Origin of the sequence: Mycobacterium hainanense, from assembly GCF_041890355.1 — a bacterium.
GTDB lineage: Bacteria > Actinomycetota > Actinomycetes > Mycobacteriales > Mycobacteriaceae > Mycobacterium > Mycobacterium hainanense.
On sequence record NZ_CP169059.1, the window covers coordinates 292,374 to 317,013 of the forward strand.

At 68.5% G+C, this 24,640-nt stretch carries 24 protein-coding genes and 3 tRNA genes; 6 read left to right on the forward strand and 21 right to left on the reverse strand.

Annotation, left to right across the window (positions count from 1 at the left end; translation table 11 throughout):
• Position 1 precedes the first annotated feature (1 nt).
• From ACEL92_RS01335 to ACEL92_RS01375, 9 genes are all read right to left on the reverse strand, one after another.
• Positions 2-625, reverse strand: a complete 624-nt coding sequence (locus ACEL92_RS01335; protein WP_374023886.1) for a maleylpyruvate isomerase family mycothiol-dependent enzyme — start codon at positions 623-625, stop codon at positions 2-4.
• A 16-nt stretch (positions 626-641) separates the two neighbouring features.
• Positions 642-3,908, reverse strand: coding sequence for an arabinosyltransferase domain-containing protein (locus tag ACEL92_RS01340; protein WP_374023887.1), 3,267 nt, complete (start codon positions 3,906-3,908; stop codon positions 642-644).
• Positions 3,908-5,860, reverse strand: a complete 1,953-nt coding sequence (locus ACEL92_RS01345) for a galactan 5-O-arabinofuranosyltransferase (RefSeq protein WP_374023888.1) — start codon at positions 5,858-5,860, stop codon at positions 3,908-3,910. The genes ACEL92_RS01340 and ACEL92_RS01345 overlap by 1 nt, the downstream gene beginning before the upstream one ends.
• A gap of 2 nt (positions 5,861-5,862) precedes the next feature.
• Positions 5,863-6,627 (reverse strand): decaprenylphospho-beta-D-erythro-pentofuranosid-2-ulose 2-reductase, encoded by a 765-nt coding sequence (locus ACEL92_RS01350; protein WP_073874963.1) that lies wholly within the window; start codon positions 6,625-6,627, stop codon positions 5,863-5,865.
• Positions 6,628-8,019 carry an FAD-binding protein gene (locus ACEL92_RS01355; protein WP_374023890.1) on the reverse strand — a complete coding sequence of 464 codons (1,392 nt, stop codon included), beginning with the start codon at positions 8,017-8,019 and terminating at the stop codon, positions 6,628-6,630.
• A 31-nt stretch (positions 8,020-8,050) separates the two neighbouring features.
• Positions 8,051-8,416: a GtrA family protein gene (locus tag ACEL92_RS01360; RefSeq protein ID WP_374026424.1), complete on the reverse strand. Its 366-nt coding sequence runs from the start codon at positions 8,414-8,416 to the stop codon at positions 8,051-8,053.
• 106 nt (positions 8,417-8,522) lie between these two features.
• On the reverse strand, positions 8,523-9,002 hold the full coding sequence (locus ACEL92_RS01365; protein ID WP_374023891.1) for a GreA/GreB family elongation factor: 480 nt from the start codon (positions 9,000-9,002) through the stop codon (positions 8,523-8,525).
• A gap of 94 nt (positions 9,003-9,096) precedes the next feature.
• Complete coding sequence (locus ACEL92_RS01370) at positions 9,097-10,236, reverse strand: SPFH domain-containing protein (protein WP_374023892.1); 1,140 nt, start codon at positions 10,234-10,236, stop codon at positions 9,097-9,099.
• A 59-nt stretch (positions 10,237-10,295) separates the two neighbouring features.
• The gene (locus tag ACEL92_RS01375; RefSeq protein WP_374023893.1) at positions 10,296-10,511 is read right to left on the reverse strand and encodes a hypothetical protein; all 216 of its coding nucleotides are present in this window, start codon (positions 10,509-10,511) and stop codon (positions 10,296-10,298) included.
• Between the two features lie 143 nt (positions 10,512-10,654).
• Between ACEL92_RS01375 and ACEL92_RS01380 the strand changes: the two genes are divergently transcribed.
• Positions 10,655-11,020, forward strand: a complete 366-nt coding sequence (locus ACEL92_RS01380; RefSeq protein ID WP_374023894.1) for a DUF732 domain-containing protein — start codon at positions 10,655-10,657, stop codon at positions 11,018-11,020.
• A gap of 34 nt (positions 11,021-11,054) precedes the next feature.
• Here the strand turns inward: ACEL92_RS01380 and ACEL92_RS01385 are convergent, their stop codons facing one another.
• The 5 genes from ACEL92_RS01385 to ACEL92_RS01405 form a co-directional block, all read right to left on the reverse strand.
• Positions 11,055-11,885, reverse strand: coding sequence for an ABC transporter permease (locus tag ACEL92_RS01385; RefSeq protein WP_374023895.1), 831 nt, complete (start codon positions 11,883-11,885; stop codon positions 11,055-11,057).
• Complete coding sequence (locus ACEL92_RS01390; protein ID WP_374023896.1) at positions 11,882-12,802, reverse strand: glycosyltransferase; 921 nt, start codon at positions 12,800-12,802, stop codon at positions 11,882-11,884. Before ACEL92_RS01390 ends, ACEL92_RS01385 begins: the two co-directional genes overlap by 4 nt.
• Positions 12,795-13,622, reverse strand: a complete 828-nt coding sequence (locus ACEL92_RS01395; RefSeq protein ID WP_374023897.1) for an ABC transporter ATP-binding protein — start codon at positions 13,620-13,622, stop codon at positions 12,795-12,797. The genes ACEL92_RS01390 and ACEL92_RS01395 overlap by 8 nt, the downstream gene beginning before the upstream one ends.
• Positions 13,623-13,631: 9 nt before the next feature.
• Complete coding sequence (locus tag ACEL92_RS01400; protein WP_374026425.1) at positions 13,632-14,078, reverse strand: bacterial proteasome activator family protein; 447 nt, start codon at positions 14,076-14,078, stop codon at positions 13,632-13,634.
• 81 nt (positions 14,079-14,159) lie between these two features.
• Positions 14,160-16,136, reverse strand: a complete 1,977-nt coding sequence (locus ACEL92_RS01405) for a DUF6541 family protein (protein WP_374023898.1) — start codon at positions 16,134-16,136, stop codon at positions 14,160-14,162.
• A 118-nt stretch (positions 16,137-16,254) separates the two neighbouring features.
• On the opposite strand from ACEL92_RS01405, the gene ACEL92_RS01410 reads away from it, so the two are divergent.
• Positions 16,255-17,451, forward strand: coding sequence for a cysteine desulfurase-like protein (locus ACEL92_RS01410; protein WP_374023899.1), 1,197 nt, complete (start codon positions 16,255-16,257; stop codon positions 17,449-17,451).
• Between the two features lie 10 nt (positions 17,452-17,461).
• Here ACEL92_RS01410 and ACEL92_RS01415 read toward each other — a convergent pair whose 3' ends face one another.
• Positions 17,462-18,430, reverse strand: coding sequence for an NAD(P)H-quinone oxidoreductase (locus ACEL92_RS01415; RefSeq protein WP_374023900.1), 969 nt, complete (start codon positions 18,428-18,430; stop codon positions 17,462-17,464).
• Between the two features lie 37 nt (positions 18,431-18,467).
• On the opposite strand from ACEL92_RS01415, the gene ACEL92_RS01420 reads away from it, so the two are divergent.
• Positions 18,468-18,554 (forward strand) — tRNA-Ser (locus tag ACEL92_RS01420).
• A 6-nt stretch (positions 18,555-18,560) separates the two neighbouring features.
• Here the strand turns inward: ACEL92_RS01420 and ACEL92_RS01425 are convergent.
• The 4 genes from ACEL92_RS01425 to ACEL92_RS01440 all read right to left on the reverse strand — a co-directional run bounded on the left by ACEL92_RS01425 (position 18,561) and on the right by ACEL92_RS01440 (position 22,075).
• Positions 18,561-19,679 (reverse strand): hypothetical protein, encoded by a 1,119-nt coding sequence (locus ACEL92_RS01425; RefSeq protein WP_374023901.1) that lies wholly within the window; start codon positions 19,677-19,679, stop codon positions 18,561-18,563.
• Positions 19,680-19,715: 36 nt separating this feature from the next.
• Positions 19,716-19,907, reverse strand: coding sequence for a hypothetical protein (locus tag ACEL92_RS01430; RefSeq protein ID WP_374023902.1), 192 nt, complete (start codon positions 19,905-19,907; stop codon positions 19,716-19,718).
• 29 nt (positions 19,908-19,936) lie between these two features.
• Positions 19,937-21,172 carry a lipase LipE gene (gene lipE / locus ACEL92_RS01435; RefSeq protein ID WP_374023903.1) on the reverse strand — a complete coding sequence of 412 codons (1,236 nt, stop codon included), beginning with the start codon at positions 21,170-21,172 and terminating at the stop codon, positions 19,937-19,939.
• 78 nt (positions 21,173-21,250) lie between these two features.
• Positions 21,251-22,075 carry a crotonase/enoyl-CoA hydratase family protein gene (locus ACEL92_RS01440; RefSeq protein ID WP_374023904.1) on the reverse strand — a complete coding sequence of 275 codons (825 nt, stop codon included), beginning with the start codon at positions 22,073-22,075 and terminating at the stop codon, positions 21,251-21,253.
• A gap of 23 nt (positions 22,076-22,098) precedes the next feature.
• Here ACEL92_RS01440 and ACEL92_RS01445 point away from each other — a divergent pair, with 23 nt between their 5' ends.
• Positions 22,099-22,683, forward strand: a complete 585-nt coding sequence (locus ACEL92_RS01445; RefSeq protein WP_374023905.1) for a TIGR03086 family metal-binding protein — start codon at positions 22,099-22,101, stop codon at positions 22,681-22,683.
• 91 nt (positions 22,684-22,774) lie between these two features.
• Here the strand turns inward: ACEL92_RS01445 and ACEL92_RS01450 are convergent, their stop codons facing one another.
• Positions 22,775-23,236, reverse strand: coding sequence for a DUF4334 domain-containing protein (locus tag ACEL92_RS01450; RefSeq protein ID WP_374023906.1), 462 nt, complete (start codon positions 23,234-23,236; stop codon positions 22,775-22,777).
• A gap of 12 nt (positions 23,237-23,248) precedes the next feature.
• Positions 23,249-24,316, reverse strand: a complete 1,068-nt coding sequence (gene hisC / locus ACEL92_RS01455; RefSeq protein WP_374023907.1) for a histidinol-phosphate transaminase — start codon at positions 24,314-24,316, stop codon at positions 23,249-23,251.
• Between the two features lie 84 nt (positions 24,317-24,400).
• Between hisC and ACEL92_RS01460 the strand changes: the two genes are divergently transcribed.
• Positions 24,401-24,492 (forward strand) — tRNA-Ser (locus ACEL92_RS01460).
• Between the two features lie 29 nt (positions 24,493-24,521).
• Positions 24,522-24,594, forward strand: a tRNA-Arg gene (locus ACEL92_RS01465).
• Positions 24,595-24,640: the final 46 nt, after the last annotated feature.

Consider the following 24,640-nt stretch of genomic DNA (forward strand, 5'->3'; position numbering starts at 1 on the left):
GTCAGCGGGGGAGCCGGGCGGCCAGGGTGCTCAGGCCCGGGCCGTCGAGGTCCGCGAGCGCCGCCGGGCGGCCCGACATCGCCATCAGCAGCGCCTCGCCGGGGCCGGTGACTTCCGGCCCGCGGCCGTGTTCCCAATCGACGTCGGTGGCGCGCAGGCGCAGCCCCCGGATCCGGCGTCCGGCGCCGAGCCTCGGGTTGCCCGGCACCAGACCGAGAACGCGCTCGAGCCGATCGGCGGGGACGGTGCGGGGCCGGTTGAGCGCGCGGCGGATGTCTTGGTGATGAATGGTGCCGTCGACGAGGGCGATCATTCCGCCGAAACCCGCTGTCAGCCCACGCGGTTGGAGGTGGGTTCGCAGGAACTCGAGCAGCTGTTCTGGACTCAGGCGGGCGAACTCGTCTACGCCCACCTGGTTGGCGCGGACGACCCAGCCCTTCGCGAAGCGCTTGACCAGCCCCAGCGGGCCCAGCTCTTCATAGCTGATCGTGTGCGCGACAACGTCTTTGACCGTCCAGCGGGTACACAGGCTGGGCGCCTCCCACTGCTGGGGCGTCAGGGTGGCCAGGAATTCCGCCAGGTCGGCCCGCTCGTCGCGGGCCATGCTCATCAGGCTTGCCGTCATTGCGGGTCCCCGGCCTTCAGCTCTTGCGCAGCGGCGCGGGGCTCCACAGACCGCTGCGGGTGGCGGTCCCCAGCTGCAGGCGGGCGGGCTGCGCGCCGGCGTAATACGGCGTCAACCGTTGCAGGGAACCCCAATCGCGCGACCAGTCGTCCTTCAGATAGGTCGCCATGGTGGTCGCCTTCAGCAGCAGCTCGGTGACGCCGAGCGGGCCGCCGCCGTTGTTGTCCATCACCGGCGAATTGGCTTCGGCGCCGAAACGGTCCGGCAGGATGCGCCATTTCGGCGTCTCGTCGACGCCGTTCTGATGGCCGAACGGGCGCTGGCAGGGGAACGCCAGGCCCACCAGCCAGTCCAGGAACACCGGGTCCTTCGAGCCGACGACGTCCTGCAGCGTGCGCAGCTGCGGGATGCGCGGCGGGGTGAGCGCGATCCAGTGCTGCGGCGCCAGGTCTTCGTCGTCGGCGACGAGCCGGATCTGGGTGGCGTCGCGGGGGATCGCCGACAGCGGCAGGCGCAAGTTGCGCCAGGCGGGGGACGCGCCGACGTCAGCCAGTTGGAACGACCCGCCGGGGTGTCCGCTGGCCGCTTGGTCGTCGGTGGCCCACTGCACCTGAACCTCGCGGGGGTCGAAGCGGCCGGCCGCGCTCACCACCAGCAGCGGCCGGGCGTTGTCGCGGGTGGGCAGCCGGTACCAGCCCGACCGCAGGTGGGCGGGCAATTGGATGCCCGACCGCCAGCTGCCGAGCACCGGGGTGCGCGCCGGGTCGAGGTTGTAGGGCAGCTGGGCGACCGAGCCGTTGATTCCCGGTGCCGGGGTGGTGCCGCCCTCGGTGCCCGCCTCGGCGCCGGTGACCAGCCTGTCGTCGTTGATGAAGCTGCGGTCGCCCGGGCGTTCCATCACCGGGTCGGCGCGGACATCGGCGGGAATACCGTTGGGGGTGAAGGCTTCCGACAGGCCCTCGCCCAGCGCGTCGGCCACCGTGGCGCTCACCGGTGCCAGCGCGCCGGCGTTAGGGTCCTGTTCCACCAGCACGTCCTCGGCCAGTCCGCAGGACTTGCCGGTGAGGGCCTCGAGGTTGGAGCGGCCTACCGTCCAGGCGGGGTACTGGTCGACCATCGCCAGGGTCAGCGAGGCCACCTCGAACACCACCAGCAGCCACGTCGCAATGGCCAACGGGGACTGGACGATTCCGGCGACCCGCGCGCCCAGGCGGGTTTTCGGTGCGCCGTTGTCCGGATCGACGAAATGGAACCACGCGGCCAGCAGCAGCACCACAACCGTCAGCCCGAGCAGCGCGGTGGCGAAGGCGTAGTGCCACGCCGGGAACGAATTCGACCATGGCACACCGAAATTGGAGACATACCACCAGCCGTTGACGCTGGCGAAGGACAGGGCCATCAGGAACAGCACCGCGGCGGCGAACATGGTGCGGTTGCGCCGGGACCGCATCGCGAGTGAGGTCACGGCGACGGCGGCCAGCGCGCCCAGCGGTCCGGCCAGCCCGGCGAACACCCCGTAGTGGTGGGTCCACTTGGTGGGCGTGAACATCATCGCGATGAACGAGATGATCGTGATCCCGACGATGCGGCGGCTCGGTCCCGCGGCCGTGCCCGGGATCCGGCCCTTGCGCAGCGACATTGCGACGGTGATCGCGAGCGCCAGCACCAGGGCCAGCACGGCGAAGCGGCGGGCGACCGAGCCGTCGGGGCTGGCCATGAACAGGCGCTCGTAGCGGATGTGTTCGTCGAACCAACTCAGGCTGGGGCCGACGGCCCGCTTGAGCATGCTGGCCTGGATTTCACCGGCCAGGGTTTGGTCGCGGAAGATCAGGATGGCGGTGACGGTGACCGCCGCGAGCAGGGGCGCCACCAGCGGCAGCGCGCCGAACCGTTTCGACCGGCGGTGCAGGATGGTCCGCAACGGTCCGATGGCGACCAGCAGGGCGCCGATCGAGGCGATCCCGGTCGGCCCGGAGAACAGCGTCAGGGCACCGATGATGCAGGCGACGGCCACCGGCAGCAGCCGGCTGGTGGCCACCGCGCGTTCCACCGAACACCAGGTGAGCAGGATGCCCAGCGCGATGATCGGCTCGGGGCGCAGCCCGTTGTTGAGCGGCAGCCACACGGCCAGGAACATGCCGGCCGCGGTCCACGCCGCGCCGCGGTTCTGTTTGACGGCGTGCCCCAGGCGGGGCATGACCTCACGGCTGATCACCCACCAGCACGTCAGCGCCATGGCCAGAGTGGGCAACCGCATCCAGATGCTGGCCGTGCTGACATGGGCCCACACCGCGAGCAGGTCGTAATACCAACCGAAGGGCGCCTCCGGCGTGCCGAACCAGCGGTAGTAGTTGGCCATGTAGCCGGCGTGCTCGGATACCCGGGCCATGGTCAGGATGTAGCCGTCGTCGGAGGTGTTGGCGCCGACGAACTGCCACCACACCAAGACGGCGATGACCAACGCGTCCAGCCCGCCAATCGACCACCAACGCGACGGCAGGAACCGGCGGTGCCGGGTGCCGTCCGCGGTGTCGAGCAGGTGCAGCGCGGCCAGCGCGGCTGCCGTCAGCACGACCCCGAGGATCATCGCCGCCATCTTCAGTTCGGTGGGGCTGCTGCTATACCGGGTGTCGATGGTCGCCGAGAAGCTCAGGCCCGGCGGCGTCGGACCGCTCAGGTCGGTGAAGACGCCGACGATCTGGGGCCGGAAGTCGTAGCCGCTCTTCTCGCCGCGCAGCGGTGAGCCGGGGTGCTCGGCGTTGGGTCCCTGGGTCAGGCCGACGAATTCGGCGGTGACCTTCTCGGCGTGCGCGGTGAAGGTCAGCCGCTGGCAGGCCGGGCTAAGCACCTGGCTCAGCGGGGCGGTCACCACCGCGACGTTGCGCACCACCACCACGAGGTAGTCGTTGGCGCGCTGGATGAGCAGCCCGCGGTCGACGGCCTTGGGGGCCTGCTTGGGCACCGTGGACAACAGCACCGTCTTGCCGGCGTTCTGCGGTCCGGCCAGCCCGGCGGCGGCCTGACACGGCACGGTGATGTTCAAGTCGGTCGCCACGTAACCGATCAGGGGAGCGTCGACGCTTGCGAACGTGCCGTTTTGCGGCCAATTCAGCTGGGCGGTGGTCTGGTTGACCGGCAACAGCGGGGTGGCGATGGCCAGCAAAGCCCCGAGCAGCCCGGCGACGATAGCAACCCACCGAGCGATCCGGTGGTTCGCTCCCGTGTCGGTCACGGTGCTAGATGCTAGTTCTTCGACGCCCGGCGTCGAGGTGTCGGTGCTCATCAGCGGCCCGCCGCCGGCTTGCGGATGGCCAGCACGAACGGGCCGGCGCTTTGGACGACGAACTGCGGGCTCTCGAAAAGGGCGGCCCGCAGGTCGACGGTGTAGCGCCGGACATTGGGCTGGTTGGGATAGACGTCTTCGGCGAGCCGCAGCGTGTAGTTGCCGTTCGCGCCGCGGCGCATCAGGAACACCGTGGGCGGCGGCCAGGGACAGGTGTCCAGCGCGTGCAGCAGCTCGTCGGCGGACTTGAGTTTGGACCACTTGTTGATCTGGGCGGCCCGCAGGTCGAACTGCGCCAGCGGGTTGGCGTAGTGCGACGTCAATCCCTGGAATCCCCAGTAGGGATAGAAGGACAGGAAGCTGTAGTCGGCGGTCATCACGACGGTGTGGTCGCGGGGCTTGCCGGTCACGGTCACGATGGCGTGGTCGATGTCGGGGTAGAACTTCTCCGAGCTGGGCGGTCGCCGGTCGCCGCGCTGGCCGTTGCCGTCGGTGTCGGTGTAGGCGACGGTGAGATCCGGACGCAGCACGTCGGGGATGTCCTGGCTGAACGCGATCGCGGCGGCCAGGCCGACGGCGGCGGCGAGGGGCAGGACGGCCCTGCCCCGCGCGGACAGCGCGCGCACGGCCTCGACGAAGCCGAACGCCCCCGCGGCGACCAGCAGCACGGTCAGGGTGGGCTGCAGCCGGAACGACAGCAGCGTGGTGCGCGCCAGCGTGGTCAGCATCGACAGCAGCGACCACAGGTAGATGGCCAGCACGCCGATCGCCAGGGCGCCGGCCCGTACCGACGAGCGGGCCCGCACCACCAGCCACAGCGCGCCCAGCAGGCAGATCGCGCCCAGCAGGGAGAACTGCAGCATCGGGAAGGTCAGCACGGCGCCGTCGGCCGGCAGGTAGTGCGCCGCGCTGCCGGAGTTGCTGACCGGGCTGCGGACCGCCCGCAACAGGAACGGCAGCCAGGTGGTGCTGCCGATGGCGGCGGCGATGACGGCGATCACGGCCAGCCGGCGCAGCGGGTCGAGCGCCGCGCTGAAACCTCCTTGTCGCCAGCGCGAGCCGGCCAGCGCGAGGCCCATCACCGCCATCGCGAACGCGGTGAAGCCGAACAGCAGCGTGTACCAGGTGGCGGTGAACCCAAGGAAGAGTCCGGCGGCGATGACGGCGGCCCATCCGCTTCTTGCGTCGGGGCGCGGCTCCTCGTCACCGCCGAGTGTCACGCCAGGGTGGCCGTCGCCGTCGAGCGCCACGCTGGCGTGACGCTCGCGGGCGCCGCCGCGCAGGCCGGACCACGTCAGCACCAGCACCGGCGGCAGCAGCACGGTGATCATCGCCGCGTACGGTTCGGGCGAGCCGTAGGCAAGCGTCGCCGCCGCCGTCGCCGTGGTGACGATCAGCGCGTACTCGAACCGGACCATCCGCCACCACAGCACCAGGGCGACGGCGACCGCGATGGCGATCGAGGTGATGGCCCAGGGCTTGTAGATCTCCCAGGCCGGCGTCCCGCTCAGCGCCGCGGCCCGGCCGCCGATCCAGAACCAGCCGGGCGCGTAGAACGGCGGCAGCCCGATGTAGGTCATGTCGCGCAGGGCGGGGCTGTCGGCCAGCCGGGTCAGGTACTCGGTGCGGAACTGCTGATCGACGGAGACGCCGAACAGGTACAGCTTGGTCGCGCCCAGCGGCATGCCCAGCGTCACGACGGTGAACGCCGACACGAACACCAGCCCGCCCAGCCGCGCCGGCCACCGCCACCGCCGCCACGCCCAACCCGCGGCGACCAGGCCGGCCAGGCAGCCGACCTGTCCCACGGTGGTCAGCGCATGCAGCTGATTCGACGACGGAAAGGCCGGCCACTGGACTCGAGAGATGGCGACCAGCGAGACCACGGCGACGACGACGGCCACCGCGGCCGCCAAAGCCATCTGGCCGAGGCTGGCCAGCGCGTTACGCATGATCAGATGGGCAGCTTGCGGAAGATGGGCCGGGGGATGTGTCGCAACACCATCATCACGTACCGGAATGCTCCTGGCGCCCAAACCAATTCCTTACCCTTTGCGGCCGCGGTCACCGCGAGGTTGGCGACATACTCCTTGTCCACCGTCAGCGGGGCTTCCTTGACGTGCGCGCTCATCCGGGTGCGGACCTGGCCCGGGCGGATCACCAGGACGCGAACCCCGTACTCGCGGAGCGCTTCTCCGAGACCCAGATAGAAGCCGTCCAGTCCCGCCTTGGTGGAGCCGTAGACGAAGTTCGATCGCCGCACCCGCTCGCCGGCGGCCGAGCTCATCGCGATGATCTGGCCGAAGCCCTGCGCGCGCATCTTCTCGCCGAGCAGCACGCCCACCGAAACCGCTGCGGTGTAGTTGATTTCGGCAGCCAAGACGGCTTTGCGCTGATCCTGCCACAGCTCCTCGGCGTCTCCGAGGATGCCGAACGCGACGATCGCCACGTCGACGTCACCGTGGGCGAAGGCCGCCTCGATCGTCTTCGGATGGCTGTCGGCGTCGGTGGCCTCGAAGTCGATCAGCTCCACCGACCGGGCGCCCGCCGCCTTCATCTGGGCGACGGCGGCGTCGCGTCCCGGGTCGTCGGGCATGGCGGCCAGCACGATCCGGGCGTGCGCGTTTTGCAGGTAGCGCTCACAGATGGCCAGCCCAATCTCGGAAGTACCGCCGAGCAGCAGGATGGTCTGCGGATTTCCCACGGCGTCCAGCACCATTTACAGCAGCTCCAAACGTCGGGCCATGTCGGAGGCGAACACCCCGGCGGGATCCACCTTGCGGCGCACGGCGATCCATTCGTCGATGCGCGGGTACATGGCGTGGAAGGTCTCGGCGCTGACGCGGGAATCCTTGGCGGTATACACCCGGCCGCCGAATTCCAATACGCGCCGGTCGAGTTCGTTGAGGAACTCGTTGATGCCCGGCTTGTTGGGGAAGTCCATGGCGACGTTCCATCCGGCCATCGGGAAACTCAGCGGCGCGCGGTTGCCCGGGCCGAACAATTTGAACACGTTCAGCGCCGAGTAATGGCCGCGGGTCTGGATCCAACGGATGATGGCCTTGAACTCGTCCATCGCGTCCGGCGGGACCAGGAACTGATGCTGCGCGAAACCCATTGGGCCGTAAGCATTGTTCCAGCCGCTGACCAGGTCGAGCATGTGGTAGAACTGCGACAGGTTCATGATCTTGCCGGTGTAAGTGCCGCCCAGCCGGTAATACACCTCGCCGATGGCCATGAACGACAGCTTGTTCATCGCGCTGACCGGAAAGATGTTCGGCACCGTCAGCAGCTGGGGCGCATCGAATTTCAGCGGATTCTTGGCCAGCTTCTTGGGCAGTTGGTCCAGCTTGGCCAGGCTGCCGCGGCTGACCGCGGCCCGGCCGAGTTTGGGCGGCGGGCTGATCAAATCGAACCAGGCGCTGGAGTACGTGTAGTTGGCCTCGCTGCCGTCGAGGTGAACGGCGACCGTCTCGTCGAGGTCCTTGGTGGCCACGCCGTCGGCGATGAAGTACGCCGTTTCCGTCGGCGTCATCTCGATGGTCGCGCGCAGCACGATCCCGGTCAGGCCGTTGCCGCCGACCGTGACCCAGAACAGTTCGGCGTCGTCACCGTCGGGAGTGATGGTGCGGACGGTGCCGTCGGCCAGGAGCAGGTCCATCGAGCGCACGTGGTTGCCGAAGCTGCCCGCGCTGTGATGGTTCTTGCCGTGGATGTCGCAGGCGATCGCGCCGCCGACGGTGACCTGGCGCGTGCCCGGCAGCACCGGCACCCACAGCCCGAACGGCAGCGCCGCCTTCATCAGCTGGTCCAGGCTGACGCCGGCGTCGACGTCGACCAGCCGGGTGTCGGCGCTGATCGAGTGAATGCGGTTGAGCGGGGTCATGTCGATGACCAGGCCGCCGCCGTTTTGGGCGTTGTCGCCGTAGGACCGGCCCAGACCGCGCGCGATGACGCCCCGCCCGTTCGGGCCGCCGGACTCGGCTACCCGGGCGACGGTCTTGGCGATCACCTCGGGATCGCGGGTCGAGAGCACCTCGGCCACCGACGGCGCGGTGCGGCCAAAGCCCGTCAGCCGGGTGGTGGTGGTCGAAACGTCGGTGCTCAACATCGTCAAAGAGGGTACCGCTTGCGCACGTGGCTCAGCGGATGCGGAAGATAACGGCTCGCTGCACGATGAAGTTGATGACCGTCGCGGTGCCCTGAGCGATCACGAACGCGACGGGGATGGCCCACCCGCGGTAGTGCAAAAGCGCCAGGCACAGGTGGTTGAGCCCGACCTGGACGGCGAAGGTGATGCCGTAGAGGATCATGACCCCGACGAAGCGGGCGGTGCTAGGGGCCGCCTGGAACGTCCACCGGCGGTTGATCAGGTAGGCGGTGATGGTGCCGACGACGAAGCTGGTGGCCTTGGCCAGGTCGACCTGGACACCCACCGCTTTGTACAGGGCCAGGTACAGGCCGAAGTCCACGATTCCCGCCAGGCCGCCGGTGGCGACGAAACGCATCACCTGTGTCGTCAGGCTCAACTGCGGGCGGGGCGGGGCGGCATCGGGCGGCGGGGCAACCATCGGGCGCAGTCTATCCGGGCCGGCGGGCCACGCCGGGGACGCTTCAGCGGGGCAGCTTGACCGCTATCAGCTCGACCTGATCCTCGCCTTGCGGCGTGGAGTAGGTCACGGTGTCGCCCGCCTTGTGTCCGGCCAGGGCCTGGGCCAGCGGGCTGCGCGCGGTCAGCGTCTCACCTTCCCGGCCCACCGGCGTCTCTTCCACGATCGAGATCACGTGCATGGTGACCACTTCACCGTCGGAGAACCGCAGGGTCACCTCGGTGCCACCCGGCAGCGTCTCCGATGCGTCGGACTCCGACGGCCCGGTCCGCAGCCGGCGGTCCAGCTCGTTGATCCGGTCGCTGAGCCCCACCAGCTCCTCGGCGCGCTGGATCGCCTCGGCGGCGTCGCCGTGATCGCCCACCATGCCGCGGTCGTTGCGTACCTCGACCTCGAGGCGGTCCCGCCGCTGCCGCAGCCGCTCCAGCTCCGCGGCCAGGTTCTCCCGCGCCGCGTCCGCCGCTGATTGCGCCTTCTTGCTCACGTCGGACCTTTCGCCCAATTTGCTCAGGTGGCGTTCCAGTGTTGCACCACGACGGGGCGGCCGCCACTGTTATTGAACAAGGGGCAATTTTTGCTCAGTGGCTGGTCGAGCCCGATTCGGAGTTGGTGGTGAGCGGCGGCGCGCCGGTTTCGTCGTCGTAGTAGTCGACGGTGCCCCGCAGGGCGTCGAAGATCGCGCGGCCCTGGGCAACCAGGCCGCTGGCCACCTCGGTGAGCCCCTCGGCGCCGTTGAGCACGGTCACGTTCGCGTTGGCGAGCCCCCGCGCCGCCTTCTCCACGATTTCGGGCAGCTGATCGATCAGCGCCTTGTCGAGGGCGACCCGGTTGTGCGAGGCCGCGGCCTCGGCCTGAATCTTCATCTTCTCGGCGTCGGCCACCGCCAGGATCCGCACGCGTTCGGCCTCGGCCTCGGCGGGTTTGACCACCTCGGCGACCAGCTCCTGCTGGCGCAGCTCGGCGGCGCGCTGGGCCAGCTCGGTGCGCATCTGTAGCACCTCGCGCTGGGCCTCGGCCTCGGCCAGCGGGCCCGCTTGGGCCGCCTCGGCCTGAGCCTTGTCGACCTCGGCCTTGTACTGCGCCTTGACGATCGCGGTCTCGCGGGCGAACTCGGCCTGCTTGCGCTGCGACTCCTGCTCGGCTTCGGCGGCGGCCTGGTTGGCCTGCGCCTGGGCGATCTGCGCCTGCTGCTGGATGGCCGCGTTGTGCGGTGCCGACATCGCGTTGATGTAGCCGAGCCCGTCGTCGTCGATGGACTGGATCTGCAGCGCGTCGACGGTGAGGCCGATCCGGGCCATCTCCTCCTTGGAGCCGTCGAGGACCTCGGTCGCCAGCTTTTGGCGTTCCCGGATGATCTGCTCGACGGTCATCGACCCGATGATCGACCGCAGGTGGCCTGCGAAGATGCGCCCGGTCAGCACGGACATCTGGTCCTGTTCGGACAGGAATCGCTGCGCGGCGCTGATGATGCTTTCGGTGTCGTTGCCGACCTTGAAGGCGATCACCGCCCGGACGTTGAGCGTGATGCCCTGCTGGGTCACGCATTTCTCGGCGACCTCGGCCTCACACATCGCCAGCGTGAGGAAGCGGGCCTTGCGGAAGAACGGCATGATGAAGGCGCCGTGGCCGGTCACGACGCGGAACGGGGCGTTGCTCTTGCTTCGGCCGCCCGAGACCAGCATCGCCTCGTCGGGGGCGGGCACTTTGTAACCGAGCATGGGGTCCTTACCTTTCGTTTCGCTGTTGTATCCCGGCGAATCCGGGTCGTCAATTCGGATCAGGCGAGGCCGTGCCACGGTTCGACGACCACCGTCCGGGCTCCCCTGACCTCCACCACCAACACCTGAGCGCCTTTTGGCAGGGGTTCGTCGGACCACGCCAGGAAGGCCTCCTTGGCGCCCCGCACGGTGACCAGCACCTCGCCGGCGCCGCGGTCGCCGCGGGTTGCCACGGTCAACGTCCCAACGCAGCCGATTGCCGAGGGGTCACTCACGAACGCATACTCCCGCATCGGCATTGCGAACGTCGTGTTTCGTCTAAACGGGACCGGCCGTGGCATGGGCCGAGCGTCCGCCGCCGGCCTTGCGGGATCCTCAATGAATTCTTGGCGGCTGATCGCGGCCTATCGTGGTGGGTATGAACGTCGGTCCGGCAACGAGGTCGACGATCGCCGCGGCCACGCTGGCCGTCGTCGCGCTGCTTTCCGCGGCCCCGGCAGCCGCCGACCCATCCGATGACGCCTTCCTGGGCGCGCTGGCGGACAACGGAATCGTCATGAACGACCCTGGCACCGCGGTCTCGATGGCCCGCTCGGTCTGCGCCGGGCTGGACAGAAACCAGAAGACGAGCGTCGTGGTGATGAAGGTAATGAAGGACACCAATCTTTCGGCGCGACAAGCCGGATTCTTCGTCGGCGCCTCGGTGTCCGCCTACTGCCCGCAATACAAAGGGCAGACCGACGGTTCGCTGGACTGGCTCAATCCGCTGCCCCCGCTGATGTGAGCGCTACAGCGATTGCCCGCCTCCTCGCGCCGCGCTAGACCCAGTACGGCACCCGGGCGCGGTATTGCCGCATCGCGAACGCCGCCAGCACCCAGCCGACGGCGGTCAGCGCCGCCACCACGGCCCAGTGCCGCAGCTCCTGGTGGGCGCCCAGCAGTGGGGCGCGCACGATGTCGAGGTAATGCAGCAGCGGGTTGAGTTCGACGACGCGCGACCAGCGTCCGGCGCCCTGCTGCCGCAACGTGTCGTCGTTCCAGATGATCGGCGTCATGAAGAACAACAGCTGGACGACCGAGAACAGCAGCGGGCCGATGTCGCGGTAGCGGGTGGCCAGGATGCCGAAACACAGTGACACCCAGATGCAATTGAGCACGATCAGCCCGAGCGCCGGGATGACCGACAGATCCGCCCACGACCACGGCTTCGGATAGATGATCGCGATGACGGCGTAGATGACGATGTTGTGCGCGAACAAGATCATCTGCCGCCACACCAGCCGGTAGACGTGCACGGACAGCGGCGTCGGCAGTTGCTTGATCAGTCCCTCGTTGGCGACGAAGACATCGGCGCCCTCCAGGATGGCGGCGTTGATGAGGTTCCAGACGATCAAGCCCAGCGTGACGTAGGGCAGGTGCACGGCGAGCTCGAGGTGGAACAGCTTCGAGTACAGGCCGCCCATCGCGACGGCGGTGGTGCCGGTCGCGATGGTGATCCAGAACGGGCCCAGCACCGAGCGGCGGTAGCGCTGCTTGATGTCCTGCCAACCCAGGTGCAGCCACAGCTCGTGCCTGCGGAAGCCGGCGATCAGGTCGCCGCGCGCGCGGGTGAAGGTCCGCGACTGGGCGGCGGCGTCCAGGAACGTCATCGGGACCCTCCCGCATCATGCTCGCCGAACTGTTCCCGACGCCCCAAGCGCCGCAACCGGATCCACTCCGACAGGCCCTTGGGATCGCGGCGGGTGACCAGGAAATACCAGCCGAACCGGACCCACTCCTGCACCAGCAACTTGCGCAGGCCGGGCTGCGACAACAGGTAGCCACGGTTGCGGTAGGTGTAGAACCGCTTGGTGGGGTCGTCGGGGTACTGGGTGTGCATGCGGCCGCCCAGGATCGGCCGGAATTCCGCCGACCCGCACGGGTGTAGGTAGATCGTGTCCAGACAGGTGCCGAACGGCAGGCCCGACCGCACCAGCCGCCGGTGCATCTCGACTTCGTCGCCGCGGATGAACAGGCGGACATCGGGGACACCGATCGCGTCGAGCGTGGACGCCCGGAACAGCGCGCCGTTGAACAGCGACGCGATCCCGGGCAGCAGGTCCTGTCCCGCCTCGGTGCGCAATTCACTTACCCGCCTACGCCATACCAGCCCGCGGCGCAGCGGAAATGCCAGCCGTTCCGGGTCGTCCATATTGCACACCATCGGGGACACCTCGGCCAGCGCGTGCTTTTCGGCGCACGCCAGCAGGGCGGCCAGCACGTGCGAATCCTGCGGCCGCCCGTCGTCGTCGGCCAACCACACCCAGTCGGCCCCCTGGGCCAGCGCGTGCAGCATGCCCAGCGCGAAACCCCCTGCGCCGCCGAGGTTTCGGCGAGAGGGCAGGTAGGTGGTCGGGATTGGCTGGCCGGCCACCAGGTCGCGGACCCGGCCGTCGCCGCACCCGTCGTTATCGACGACGATGAGATGGTCGGGTACCCGGGTCTGGCTGCTCAGGGTGCCCAGCGACTTGGCCAATTCGTCGGGACGCCGGTGGGTGACAACGACGGCGAAGATGGACTCACTCATCCCCGGCTGCTCTTTGTGCCAGCGGGTTGTCGGCGGCCGTCTCGGCGAGCACCTCGCGCACGTGCCGGGCGGCGTCCTCGCCCTCGTAGGCGCGCACCACGTCTTCGATGCCGCCGGACATGCGGATCACGCCGTGGTCGATCCACATCGCCGTCTTGCACAGCCGGGCGAGGAATTCGTTGGAGTGGCTGGCGAACACCAGGATTCCGGACCGCTCCACCAGGCTCTGCAGCCTGGACTGGGCCTTCTTCATGAAATCGGCGTCGACCGCGCCCAAACCCTCGTCGAGCAGCAGGATTTCGGGGTCGATGCTGGTGACCACGCCCATGGCCAGCCGCACCCGCATCCCGGTGGAATACGTGCGCAGCGGCATCGACAGGTAATCACCCAGCTCGGTGAACTCGGCGATCTCGTCCACCTTGGCCATCATCTGCTTGCGGGTCTGCCCCAGGAACAACCCGCGGATGATGATGTTCTCGTAGCCGGAGATCTCGGGGTCCATGCCGACGCCCAGATCGAAGATGGGCGCGACCCGGCCGGTGACCTTCGCCCAGCCGCGGGTGGGTTCATAGATGCCCGAAAGCAGCCGCAGCAGAGTCGATTTCCCCGCGCCGTTGTGGCCCACCAGGCCGACGCGGTCGCCCAGCTCCAGCGACATGGTGATGTCGCGCAGCGCCTCGACGACGACCACGTTGGAGCTGTTGCGGCCGATGGTGCCGCCCGCCTTGCCCAGGAAGGCTTTCTTCAGGGAGCGCGACTTCGCGTCGAAAATGGGAAATTCCACCCACGCGTTGTGCGTCTCGATGTGAGGACCCGCCACCGTGCTCGCTTAGAGGTATTGGCCGTGTCCGGAGCCACCCGGCTTGCCGACGCCCGGGGGCAGGGCGCCCTGGCGCATGTTCTCCAGCTGCGCACGGGCGGCCATCTGCTGGGCGAACAGCGCGGTCTGGATGCCGTGGAACAACCCCTCCAGCCAGCCGACCAACTGGGCCTGGGCGATCCGCAATTCGGCGTCCGAGGGCGCCGTGTCCTCGTTGAACGGCAGGGTGAGGCGGTCGAGCTCCTCGCGCAGTTCCGGCGCCAGACCCTCTTCCAGTTCGCGGATGCTGGTCGCGTGGATCTCGCGCAGGCGGTTGCGGCTGGCCTCGTCGAGCGGTGCGGCGCGCACCTCCTCGAGCAGTTGCTTGATCATCGTCCCGATGCGCATCACCTTGGCGGGCTGCTCAACCAGATCGGTCAGGGAGCGCTCGTCGGAGTCGTCCTCCGCCACCGCCATGCTCCGCGGGTCGACGCCGCCGATGATCTCGATGCCGTCGTCGTCGTTGCGGGTACTCAATCCTTCACCATCCTTTGTGGACTAAGAGTGCGGCGCCGCGCCGATTCCGCGCCATTCGTATATTCGGGCTCCACCGTTGTCGTAGATCAGCGCCCACGACTTCGATTTATCCAGTGAGACTAGTCCGTCGGGTACGGCGAAGCCCCGGACCGTCGGCGTGCTGGTGTAGATGTACCGAATATTGAGCGCTTTAATCGCCTCGACCACTCGCGGATCGGCATCGCCCTTGCGGGCGCCGGCCCAGAAGATGTACCGGTTGGGGCCGGGGCCCATCTGCTGCGGGTAGTCGTAGTGGGTCCACAGCGGATGCAGGTCGGCGACGGCGTACATCCACGCCGTGCCGTCGGTGTTCGCGTTGCCGATCACGGTGGTGTGCGCATCGGGCAGCGTGGCCAAATAGGCCATGGCCATCAAGTCGCGTTGGTCGATCATCACCGAGTCGTACTTGTCGCCGAACAACACCAGGTGCCGATAGAAGTAGTGCCGCGCCGTGAACACGGTCGTCACCAACAGCAGGACCGCCGTGGCGGCGGTCCAGGCCGGCGGGGGCAAAGGTTTGAATCGGCGGTCGGCGACCCGCTGGGCCGCAGCAACCACCACCGTCACCACCAGGAATAGGGCCAGCCCCGCCATCGGCATCAGTAACAGGGTGATTGCCGCCGAGATCCGCCGCGGGTCCTTGTAGAAAAACTCTCCGAAGGCGCCGGCCAGGGCGCCGAGCGGGCCGCCGAGCGGTGTGCCCGCGTCGAGGTCGACGAGCACGAGCAGCAGCCAGACCGCGAGCGGCCACCAGATCTTCTTGTAGGCGAAGACCAGCCCGCCGGCGATCGTCAGCGCCATGAGCCCGTACTGGTAAGGGAAGTCGTTGAGGTGCCGCGAGTGCTGGAAGACGGCGTCCCAGAGCCCGCGCTTCTTGCTGAGGTGGGTCAGGAAGGAGTGTCCGGCGATGATGTCTTCCTGTTGGCGGACGCTGATGAACTGCGGCAGCAGGATCAGCCCGGTGGCCACGGTCACGCCTGCGAGCGTCAGCGCGTCGGGAACCCGGCCCCGCACCGGGCGCCACAACACATCCAGTAACCACCAGGCGACCAGGAACAGGATGACGATGAACCCGCCCGTCAGGTGGACGGACATCAGCCCGACGAACGCCAGCACCGCCAGCGGGATGCGGTCGCGGTGGCGCAGCGTCGAGGCGATTAGCACGAACGTCGGGACGGCGACACCGTAGGCGGCCAGGTTTGGCATCGCGGCCACGCCGAACTCGACGTAGGGCAGGGCGGTGAACGACACCGACAGCGCGGCGGCGGTGGCGGCCACGCCGGCGGTGCGCCATTCCGCCCACTGCGGGCGCAGCAGCTTCCAGGTCAGCATCGCCGCGCTGGTCGGGAACAGCCACACCGAGGCGGCCACCGAGCTCAGCGTGTAGCCGGTGGTCGGCGCGGCGCCGGTCAGCTGGCAGTACACCGCGGCCAGAGCGTGAAACACCGACGGGTAGTACAGCGTCTGATGCGTTTCGACGTTGCGCAGCTCGCCCATGTGCGTGGACGACGCCTGCCCGGTGTCGAGAATGAACCGGATCTCGTTGGCGTGCCAGACGGCATCCCAGGTGCTGGGGATGGTCTGCCAATGCGCGGCCAGACCGCGATAGACCGCCCACATGATCAACAGCGCGCCGAGCAGCACCCCGGCCGCCACGGTCAGCGCCGGCCAGCGGCCGATACCCCGGGCTTCGGCCTCGCTGTCGCGGTAGCGGCCGAGCAGGAGCTGCAAGACAACCATCACCAGGCACACCACGACCAGCGTGGCCAGCGCCGTCCAGCCGTTCCAAGGGATTCCGACGGCGCCGAACGGGATGATCGCCAGCGCGACCGCGCCGTAGGTCAGCGCCGGGCCGACCGCGACCGCGATGGGCCAACTCAGCTGACTGATTCGCGCGATGATCGATCCGGGGGCTATCAGCAAGAACAATGCGATCAGCGTTCCGAACCAAAGGCCCACTGGACTAGTATGGCTGGCCGGGTGTCCTGTCTCGGGAAGCCACCGGTTGGCCGGAACGTCTGCAGCACCCGCTACGGTCACAGTTTCGCGGAAATGCGCAAGCTCTAAGGTGGCTGGCATGGCTTACGACGTCGCCCGGGTGCGCGGACTGCATCCGTCGCTGGGTGACGGGTGGGTGCACTTCGACGCGCCGGCCGGGATGCTCATCCCCGATTCCGTCGCGACCACCGTTTCCACCGCCTTCCGGCGGTCCAGCGCCACCACGGTGGGTGCGCACCCGTCAGCGCAGCGCAGCGCCGCCATCCTGGAGGCGGCGCGCGCGGCGGTGGCCGACCTGTTCAACGTGGATCCGGCGGGTGTGGTGCTCGGGGCCGACCGCGCGATCCTGCTCTCGGCGCTGGCCGAGGCGTCGTCATCACGGGCAGGGCTGGGCTATGAGGTGATCGTCAGCCGCCTGGACGACGAGGCGAACATCGCCCCGTGGCTGCGTGCGGCGCACCGCTATGGCGCCAAGGTGAAGTGGGCCGAGATCGACATCGAGACCGGCGAGCTGCCGACCTGGCAGTGGGAGGGCCTGATCGGGAAGTCGACCCGGCTGGTGGCGGTCGCGTCCGCCTCCGCCGCGCTGGGCACGGTCACCGACCTGCGGGCCATGACCAAGCTGGTGCACGACGTCGGCGGGCTGGTGGTGGTCGACCACTCCGCCGCGGCGCCGTACCGGTTGCTTGACGTCAAGGAAACCGATGCCGACGTGGTTGCGGTGAACGCCCTCGCGTGGGGCGGCCCGCCGATCGGCGCGATGGTGTTCCGCGACCCGGCGCTGCTCAATTCGTTCGGCTCCATCTCGACCGACCCCAAGGCGACCGGCGCGGCGCGGCTCGAGATCGGCGCGCACCAGTTCGGTCTGCTGGCCGGGGTGGTCGCCAGCATCGAGTATCTGGCGGCGCTCGACGAGTCCGCTCGCGGTACCCGGCGCGAGCGCCTCTCGGTGTCGATGCAGTCGGCCGCTTTGTACATGACTCGGATCTTCGATTACCTGATGGTGGCGCTGCGCTCGCTGCCGCTGGTCATGGTGATCGGCCGTCCGGAGGTGCGGATCCCCGTGGTCAGCCTCGCACTGAACGGCGTGCCCGCCGAGCGGGTGGTGCAGCGGTTGGCGGACAACGGGATTCTGGCCGTCACGTGCGAGAACTCCCGCGCGCTCGACGTGTTGGGGGTCAACGACGTCGGCGGTGCCGTGACCATCGGGCTGGCGCACTACTCGACGACGGCCGAGGTCGACCAGCTGGTGCGCGCCCTGGCGTCCCTGGGCTGACGAGCGGCGGCTAAACCGTCAGCACGACCTTCCCGGTCACCTTGCTCGCGGTCAGCAGTTGATGTGCCTCACCGGCCTGCTGAATGGGCAGGCGGGCCCCGATGATCGGGCGGACCCGGCCCTCGGCGATCATCGGCCACACCGACGCGATCACCGCCTGCACGATTTCCGTCTTGCTGTTGGGTCCGGTGACCGGTCGGGCGCGCAGCGTGGTGCCGATGACCCGGGCGCGCTTCATCAACAGCTTGCCGATGTTGAGCTCACCTTTGATGCCGCCCTGCATGCCGATGATGACCAGCTGGCCGTCGGTGGCCAGGGCGTCGATATTGCGGTCCAGGTACGCCGCACCCATGATGTCGAAAATGACGTCAGCTCCGCCGTTTTCCTGCAGCCGCTCGGCGAAGTCCTCGTCGCGATAGTTGATCGTGATTTCGGCGCCCAGCTCGCGGCAGAACTCCAGCTTCTCCGCCGAGCCGGCGGTGACCGCCACCCGCGCGCCCAGCGCCCGCGCGACCTGAATCGCGTGGCTGCCGATGCCGCTCGCGCCGCCGTGCACCAGCAGCAGCTGACCTTTGCCCAGGTGCGCGGTCAGCACCAGGTTGGACCACACCGTGCAGGCGACTTCCGGCAGCCCCGCGGCGTCCACCAGGTCGACGCCCTCGGGAATCGGCATCACCTGGCCGGCGGGGACAACGACGTATTCGGCGTATCCGCCACCGGCCAGCAGTGCGCAAACCTGTTGTCCGGCCGACCAATCCGCCACGTCGTCGCCGGTGGCGGCGACGACGCCGGACACCTCCATGCCGATGGTTTCGCTCGCGCCGGGCGGCGGCGGATACTTGCCGGCGGCCTGCAGCACGTCGGCGCGGTTCACGCCGGCCGCGGCAACCTTGACCAGTACCTCGCCGGGGCCGGCCGACACGTCGGGCACCTCTTGCCAGGAGAGCTGATCGGGGGATTCGGCGACGATGGCTCGCATGGTGGCCACGCTACCGACCCCCGTTACCCTTAGCAGCGGTGGCGTGGCAGAGCGGCCTAATGCACTCGCCTTGAAAGCGAGAGACGGCTAACACCGTCCGGGGGTTCAAATCCCTCCGCCACCGCAGCGGTCAGCCGGCGGGCTGGTGCAGCGTCGGCGCGTAGCGAAGCAGTGCACCGATCCCGTCGGCCGGGGTGATCCGCTCGTCGATCCGTACCAGCGCCGCCCCGACGGAAATCGCGAACAGCGGCAACGCCTCGTCGGCCCGCAGGGTCTTGTCCGGGGCCGCACCTTGTTCCGACAGCACGTTTTCGTTGGGGGCCACGGTCGTCAGGTCGGCGTCGGCGACGACGGTGGCGTCACCGACGTCACCGATGATCAACGTGTCGACCGCGCCCTGGCGCAGGGCCGAGCACACCGCGTCCAGCCCCTCGGCGGCCAGCCCGGATTGCCGGCCCACTTCCGCGGTGAAACGCTCGGCCGCAGCGGCGATCACGTCCAGGTGGCGGCGCAGGCATCCGTCCTCGATGGCGCGCTGCAACTCGTCAGCGTCGTGTCCGCTGTGGCGCGCCCCGACGTTCAGCTCGTCCACCAGCTGGATTATCCGCTCGGGCAGTTCGGCGAGCAGGTCCGAGCGCGACCGGACCTCGCCGACGACGAAGACGACCTCGATGTTCGCCCCGTCGACGAGCTCCGCGATCCGGTCGGCGACCGCGCGCATGTTCTTGCGTGCGGCCTCGTCGCTGCGCAGCTGCGGGTCGCCGTAGCCGGCCGTTTCGGCGCCCTTGGCGTGGTGGACGGGGAACCCGCCACCGTCGACGGCCTCCGAGCGCAGCGCGCCTCCGACTCGGCGAGTGATGTCCGCGCCCGTGTGGTCGACCTCCACCACCAGGTAGTCCGGGCAGTGAAAGCCGTGTTCGACAATCGGGACGATGTAAGGCAGTTCGGACACCCGCACGATCGGCTGTGCCGTTGACCTCAGCAGGTGTTCGTTGAGCAGCACGCCCTCGGCGCCGGCTACGACGGCGCGGCCGCTGCGCCCGATCGGCGGGCGCAGGTCCATCACCGCGCGCCCCATGTCCTCGACGACATTCTCGGCGGCGCCCTGGGTTTCGAGTTCTTCCTTCAACGCCCGCCACTTGAGCTCGAGCTGAGCCTCGGCGTCGTGGGTGTCATGCGAGTCATCGAAGTAGACCGACGCGAACGGGCCTGAGGCGTCGAGCAACTTGCGGAAGCGATCAGAGTCCATGCCTTTTCGGGTGCCCCGCCGACCGGGACGCAAACCCTAGTAGCTGCGATCGCCTTCGCTGTCGTCGAAGAAGCGCCACTCGCCGTCGGCCTCGACTTCCATGCGCCAGCCAAGTTCGTTGCCCTCGACCGCCTCGTCGGTGAACCACGCGTGCGCTTTGTCGGCGCTTTCGATGTCCTTGGTCGCGACGACGTCGCCCTTGGGGTTGAGCACTCGGTAGGTAGCCATGCGGGCAGTGTTCCCACCCGGGGGCGCCCTCAATCGGTGGGGATTTCGGCGGTGATCGCGTCCATCAGGGCGGTGTAGCGTTTCGCTTCCGGGTCACGCCCGGGTTTGCCGCTGCTGACGACGCCGGCCGCCAGACCCCGGGCGGGGTCGGCCCAGATCGCGATGTTGACCAGCCCCAGATTGCCGAAAGCGTTGGGGGCGTGGCGCCCGAACGGCCCCCACCGGTCGGTTCCGAGGATGAAGCCGGTGCCCCACCGGGCGGGCTGCAGTCCGACCGCGAAATCCGGTCGCAGACGGCGGCATTGCTGGATCGCGCCGTACATCGTCTCCGGGCTCATCACCCGGACCCCGTCGAGATTGCCTCCGCGACGCCAGATTTCGGCGAACCGGGACATCTCCTGCGCGGTGGACACCGTGTTGGACGACGGGATGATGGTGGTGAGAAACAGCGGCGTGTTCGTGATGGGAATCATCTCGTGCACGGTTCCGCCGATCGCTTTGCGGAAGATCTGGGCGACCACCGGCGGCAACGGGCGCCCGGTCGCGTGGCTCGGCGCGACCAACGGCAGGTCTTCCTGGGAGACGCCGAAGTTGGTCCATCGAAAGCCGAGCGGGTCGAGAATTTCGGCGGCGAGGATCTCGCGAATCTCCTTGCCGGTGGCCGCATAAACGAGCTCGCGCACCAGCGGTCCCCAGGTCAGCGCGTGGTAGATGTGCACCAGGCCTGGCCGGTAGAGCGGGCGCAGCTCGCCCAGCTTCTGCTGCGCGTACTCGTGGTCGTCGGCCCGTTTGACGTCCGGCTTGGCCCCGGTCGGGAAGGGCAGTCCGGCGCTGTGCGTCATGACATGGCGGATGGTGATGCGGTGTTTGCCGTGACTGGTGAACGTCGGGATGTAGTCGCACACCCGGTCGTCGAGAGAGAAGACCCCGCGCTCCACCAGCATGTGGATGACGGTCGCCGCCATGCCCTTGGCCGCCGAGTACACGCAGAACGGCGTGTCGGGCGTGACGGGGATCTTCTCGGCGTCGGGCGGGTCGGTCGGGGCGTTGCCCCAGCCGTGGCCGATCGCGCGGTTGAGCACGACACGCCCGTGCCGGCGGATGCACAGCTGGATGGCGGGGTGGAAGCCGCCCCGGTACCAGTGCCGGGCGGCCGCCCAGATGCGGTCGACGGCGGCGCTGTCGATATCGGAGTGGTCTTCGGCGCCGATCACCGTCACGGCGTCCAGGTCAGCCGGGAGGCGGATCCTGCCGTCTGATGTCACTGGCGCCGCTCCTCCACATCGCCGCACTCTGCATCGTCGCCCGCGCTTGTCGACGTCACCCCAGCGAGGGTACGTGCCTCACTCGCCCGTGAACTGCGGCGGCCGCTTCTCGAATGTCGCCGCGATGCCCTCGGTCAGGTCCTTCGACGGCAGGAAGGCGGCGTTCCAGGCGGCGACGTAGCGCAGGCTCTCCGAGACCGCGGCGACGCGCTGCTGGTCGAGCACATCCTTGACCCCGTGGACGGTCAGCGGCGGGTTGGCGGCGATTTCGGCGGCGGTGGCGTGCGCGGCCGCCAGGGTCGCCTCGGCGTCGTCGTACACGTCGTTGACCAGGCCGATCTTCTCGGCCCGGGCGGCGTCGATGTCCTTACCGGTCAGCGCCAGTTCGCGCAGATGTCCGTCGCTCAGGATGTACGGGAGGCGGGCCAGGCTGCCGACGTCGGCGACGATGGCCAGCTTGACCTCGCGCACCGAGAATTTGGCGTCGGCGCTCGCGTAGCGGATGTCGACCGCGGAGATCAGGTCGACCCCTCCGCCGATGCACCAGCCGTGCACAGAGGCGATGGTCGGGGTGCGGCAGTCCGCGACCGCGGTGATCGCGCCCTGCATGCGTTTGACCTCGCGATGGAAGACCGCTCTCGGGCCGGCCAACGCGTCCCCGGACAGCAGCGGGGTGAACGAGCCGCCCATCGCGGGCACGTCCAGGCCGTAGCTGAAGTTCCTGCCCGAACCGGTCAGCACGATGGCCCGCACCTCGGGGTCGGCGTCCAGCGTCGCGAACAGCTCCGGCATCTCGGACCAGAACGCCGGACCCATCGCGTTGCCCTTGCCCGGTCCGATCAGCGTCACCTGCGCGACGTGATCTTTCGTCTCCACCGTGACGGATTCGTATGCTTGCGCCATATCGAGACCGTAGCGTGGCAAATATGGCTCCTGATTTGCGGCCCGGCCCCGATTCCCCGCCCCCCGACGAACTGCACAGCGCCGAGGACACGCTCGGAGTGCTGCAGCGGGTGCTGCACACGATCGCGGCCGACGACCTGTCCCGGCGAACGCCGTGCACGGAGTTCGACGTCGCGCAGTTGACCGGTCACCTGCTGGGCTCGATCACGGCGCTGGGCGGCATGGTCGGCGCGCAGATTCCGGAGCGCGACGAAGGCGATTCGGTGGAACGGCAGGTGATTACCGCGGCCCGACCGGCGCTGGATGCGTGGCACCGGCACGGCCTGGACGGGTCGGTGCCGTTCGGCAAGGGTGAGATGCCCGCCAAGAGCGCGTGCGCCGCCCTGTCCATCGAATTCCTGGTGCACGCCTGGGATTACGCCGTCGCCGTGGGACACGAAATCAGCGCGCCCGAGCCGCTGTCCGAATACGTGTTGGGGCTTGCCCGTGAGGTCATCAAGCCGGAGTTTCGCGGTGGCGCCGGGTTCGACGACCCCGTCGACGCGCCCGAGGATGCGGGCGCGCTCGAGCAGTTGGTCGCGTTCACCGGCCGCAATCCGGCCCGGTAGCTGCCGTCAGCGCGCACGGGGTGCGAGTGTGCGGCCAGCCGCACATTGGTCGCCGAGTGTGCGGCCAGCCGCACACGCGAAGGCCCAGCCGTTAGACCCGCTCGAGGTAGAAGTAGTAATAGCGGCCGTTGTCCCGGACGCCCTTGCCGTTCATGATGCCCATGACGGCGTCGTCGTCGATCTTCTTGAAGTGGTCGTGCACGGGCTGGCCGTCGTAGACCATCGTCGCGGTGACCTCGCCGCGGAACTCCTCGAGCCACAGGCTGGCCTCGCCCTTGCCCATCGCCACGTTGGAGTACTTGTTGCCGTCGGCGTCAAGGCAGACCAGCGGCTGCACGTCGCGGGCCGACTTGAACGTCTTGCCGAACCAGCGGGCCTTCTCGAGCTGGCCGTTCATCCGGTGGCCGGTGCGGAACTCGCCGCCCTTCCACTCGCCCAGCATTCCCTCGATCGTCGCCGGCTCAAGGCTGGCCCAGAAGTCATCGAGTTCGGTATCGGGAATCTCGCCGCCGCGCTCCTTGAACTCGGTGAACAGTTTGCGCGCCAAGTCCAACGGACACTTTCCTTACGGTTCGGTGCGGGAAATCCAGTCGCAGGCGAAGTCCAACAGGGCGTCATTCTCCTCCACCGCACCGATGGTGACGCGCACCCCCTCGCCCGCGAACGGTCGCACCACCAGGCGCGCGTTGGCGGCCTGCTCGGTGAAGTCCTCGGTGCGAGCGCCCAGCGGCAGCCAGACGAAGTTGGCCTGCGACGGCGGCAGGGTGAACCCGGCGTCGCGCAGCGCCGCGCTGACGCGGGTGCGCTCGGCGACCAGCGCGTCGGTGCGGGCCGCCAGTTCGTCGGACGCCTCCAGCGACGCGATCGCGGCCGCCTGGCCGACGTTGGTCACGGCGAACGGCATGACGACCTTGTCCAGCGCGGTGATCAGTTCCGGGTGGCCGACCGCATAACCGACGCGCAGCCCCGCCAGCCCGTAGGCCTTCGAAAATGTACGCAGCACAACGACATTGCCGCGGGACAGGGCCAGCTCCAAGCTGTTGGGCAGCATGCCGTCGCGGATGTATTCGACGTAGGCCTCGTCGATGGCGATCAGGATGTGCGGCGGCACGGCTTCGACGAAGCGGACCAGGTCGTCCGGGTCGACGACCGTGGATGTCGGGTTGTTCGGGTTGCACACGAAGATCAGCCGGGTGCGGTCGGTGATCGCGGCGAGCATCGCATCGAGGTCGTGCGTGTGGTCGGTCAACGGCACCTTGACGGTCGCCGCGCCCGACACCTGGATGATGGGCAGGTAGCACTCGAAGCTGCGCCAGCCGATCATCACCTCGTCGCCGGCGGCGGCGGTGATCTGGACCAGCTGCTGGCACAGGGTGACCGAACCGCTGCCAACCGCGATGTGCTCGGGGGCGACGTCGGAGCCGAGGTGCATGGCCAGCGCGGCCTTGAGGTCCACGCTGGCGTTGTCCGGGTAGCGGTTGACGACGGCCACCGCGCGTTCGATAGCGGCGTGCACGCTGGGCAGCGGCCCGTACACGGTCTCGTTGCTGGCCAGTTTGATGGAGCCCGGCACGTTCTTGCCGGGCACATAGACCGGCAGTCCGGCCAGTTCGGGACGCAAGCGGGCAGTCACTTCGACAGTTTATGTCGCAAATGTGTACGCTATGGCCGGTTCCGCGAGACCGGGAAGGGGTCGGGTACCCTCAAACAGTCCAAGGGAGGCGTGCCAGAGCGGCCGAATGGGGCTCACTGCTAATGAGTTGTCCCCCTCAAAGGGGACCGGAGGTTCAAATCCTCTCGCCTCCGCCAAGGAACACAACGCGAGACAACTGAACACTGCGCCCGTAGCTCAACGGATAGAGCATCTGACTACGGATCAGAAGGTTAGGGGTTCGAATCCCTTCGGGCGCGCTTTGTACCTGCGGAAATGGCTTCCCAGCCACAGGCAACACGCCCG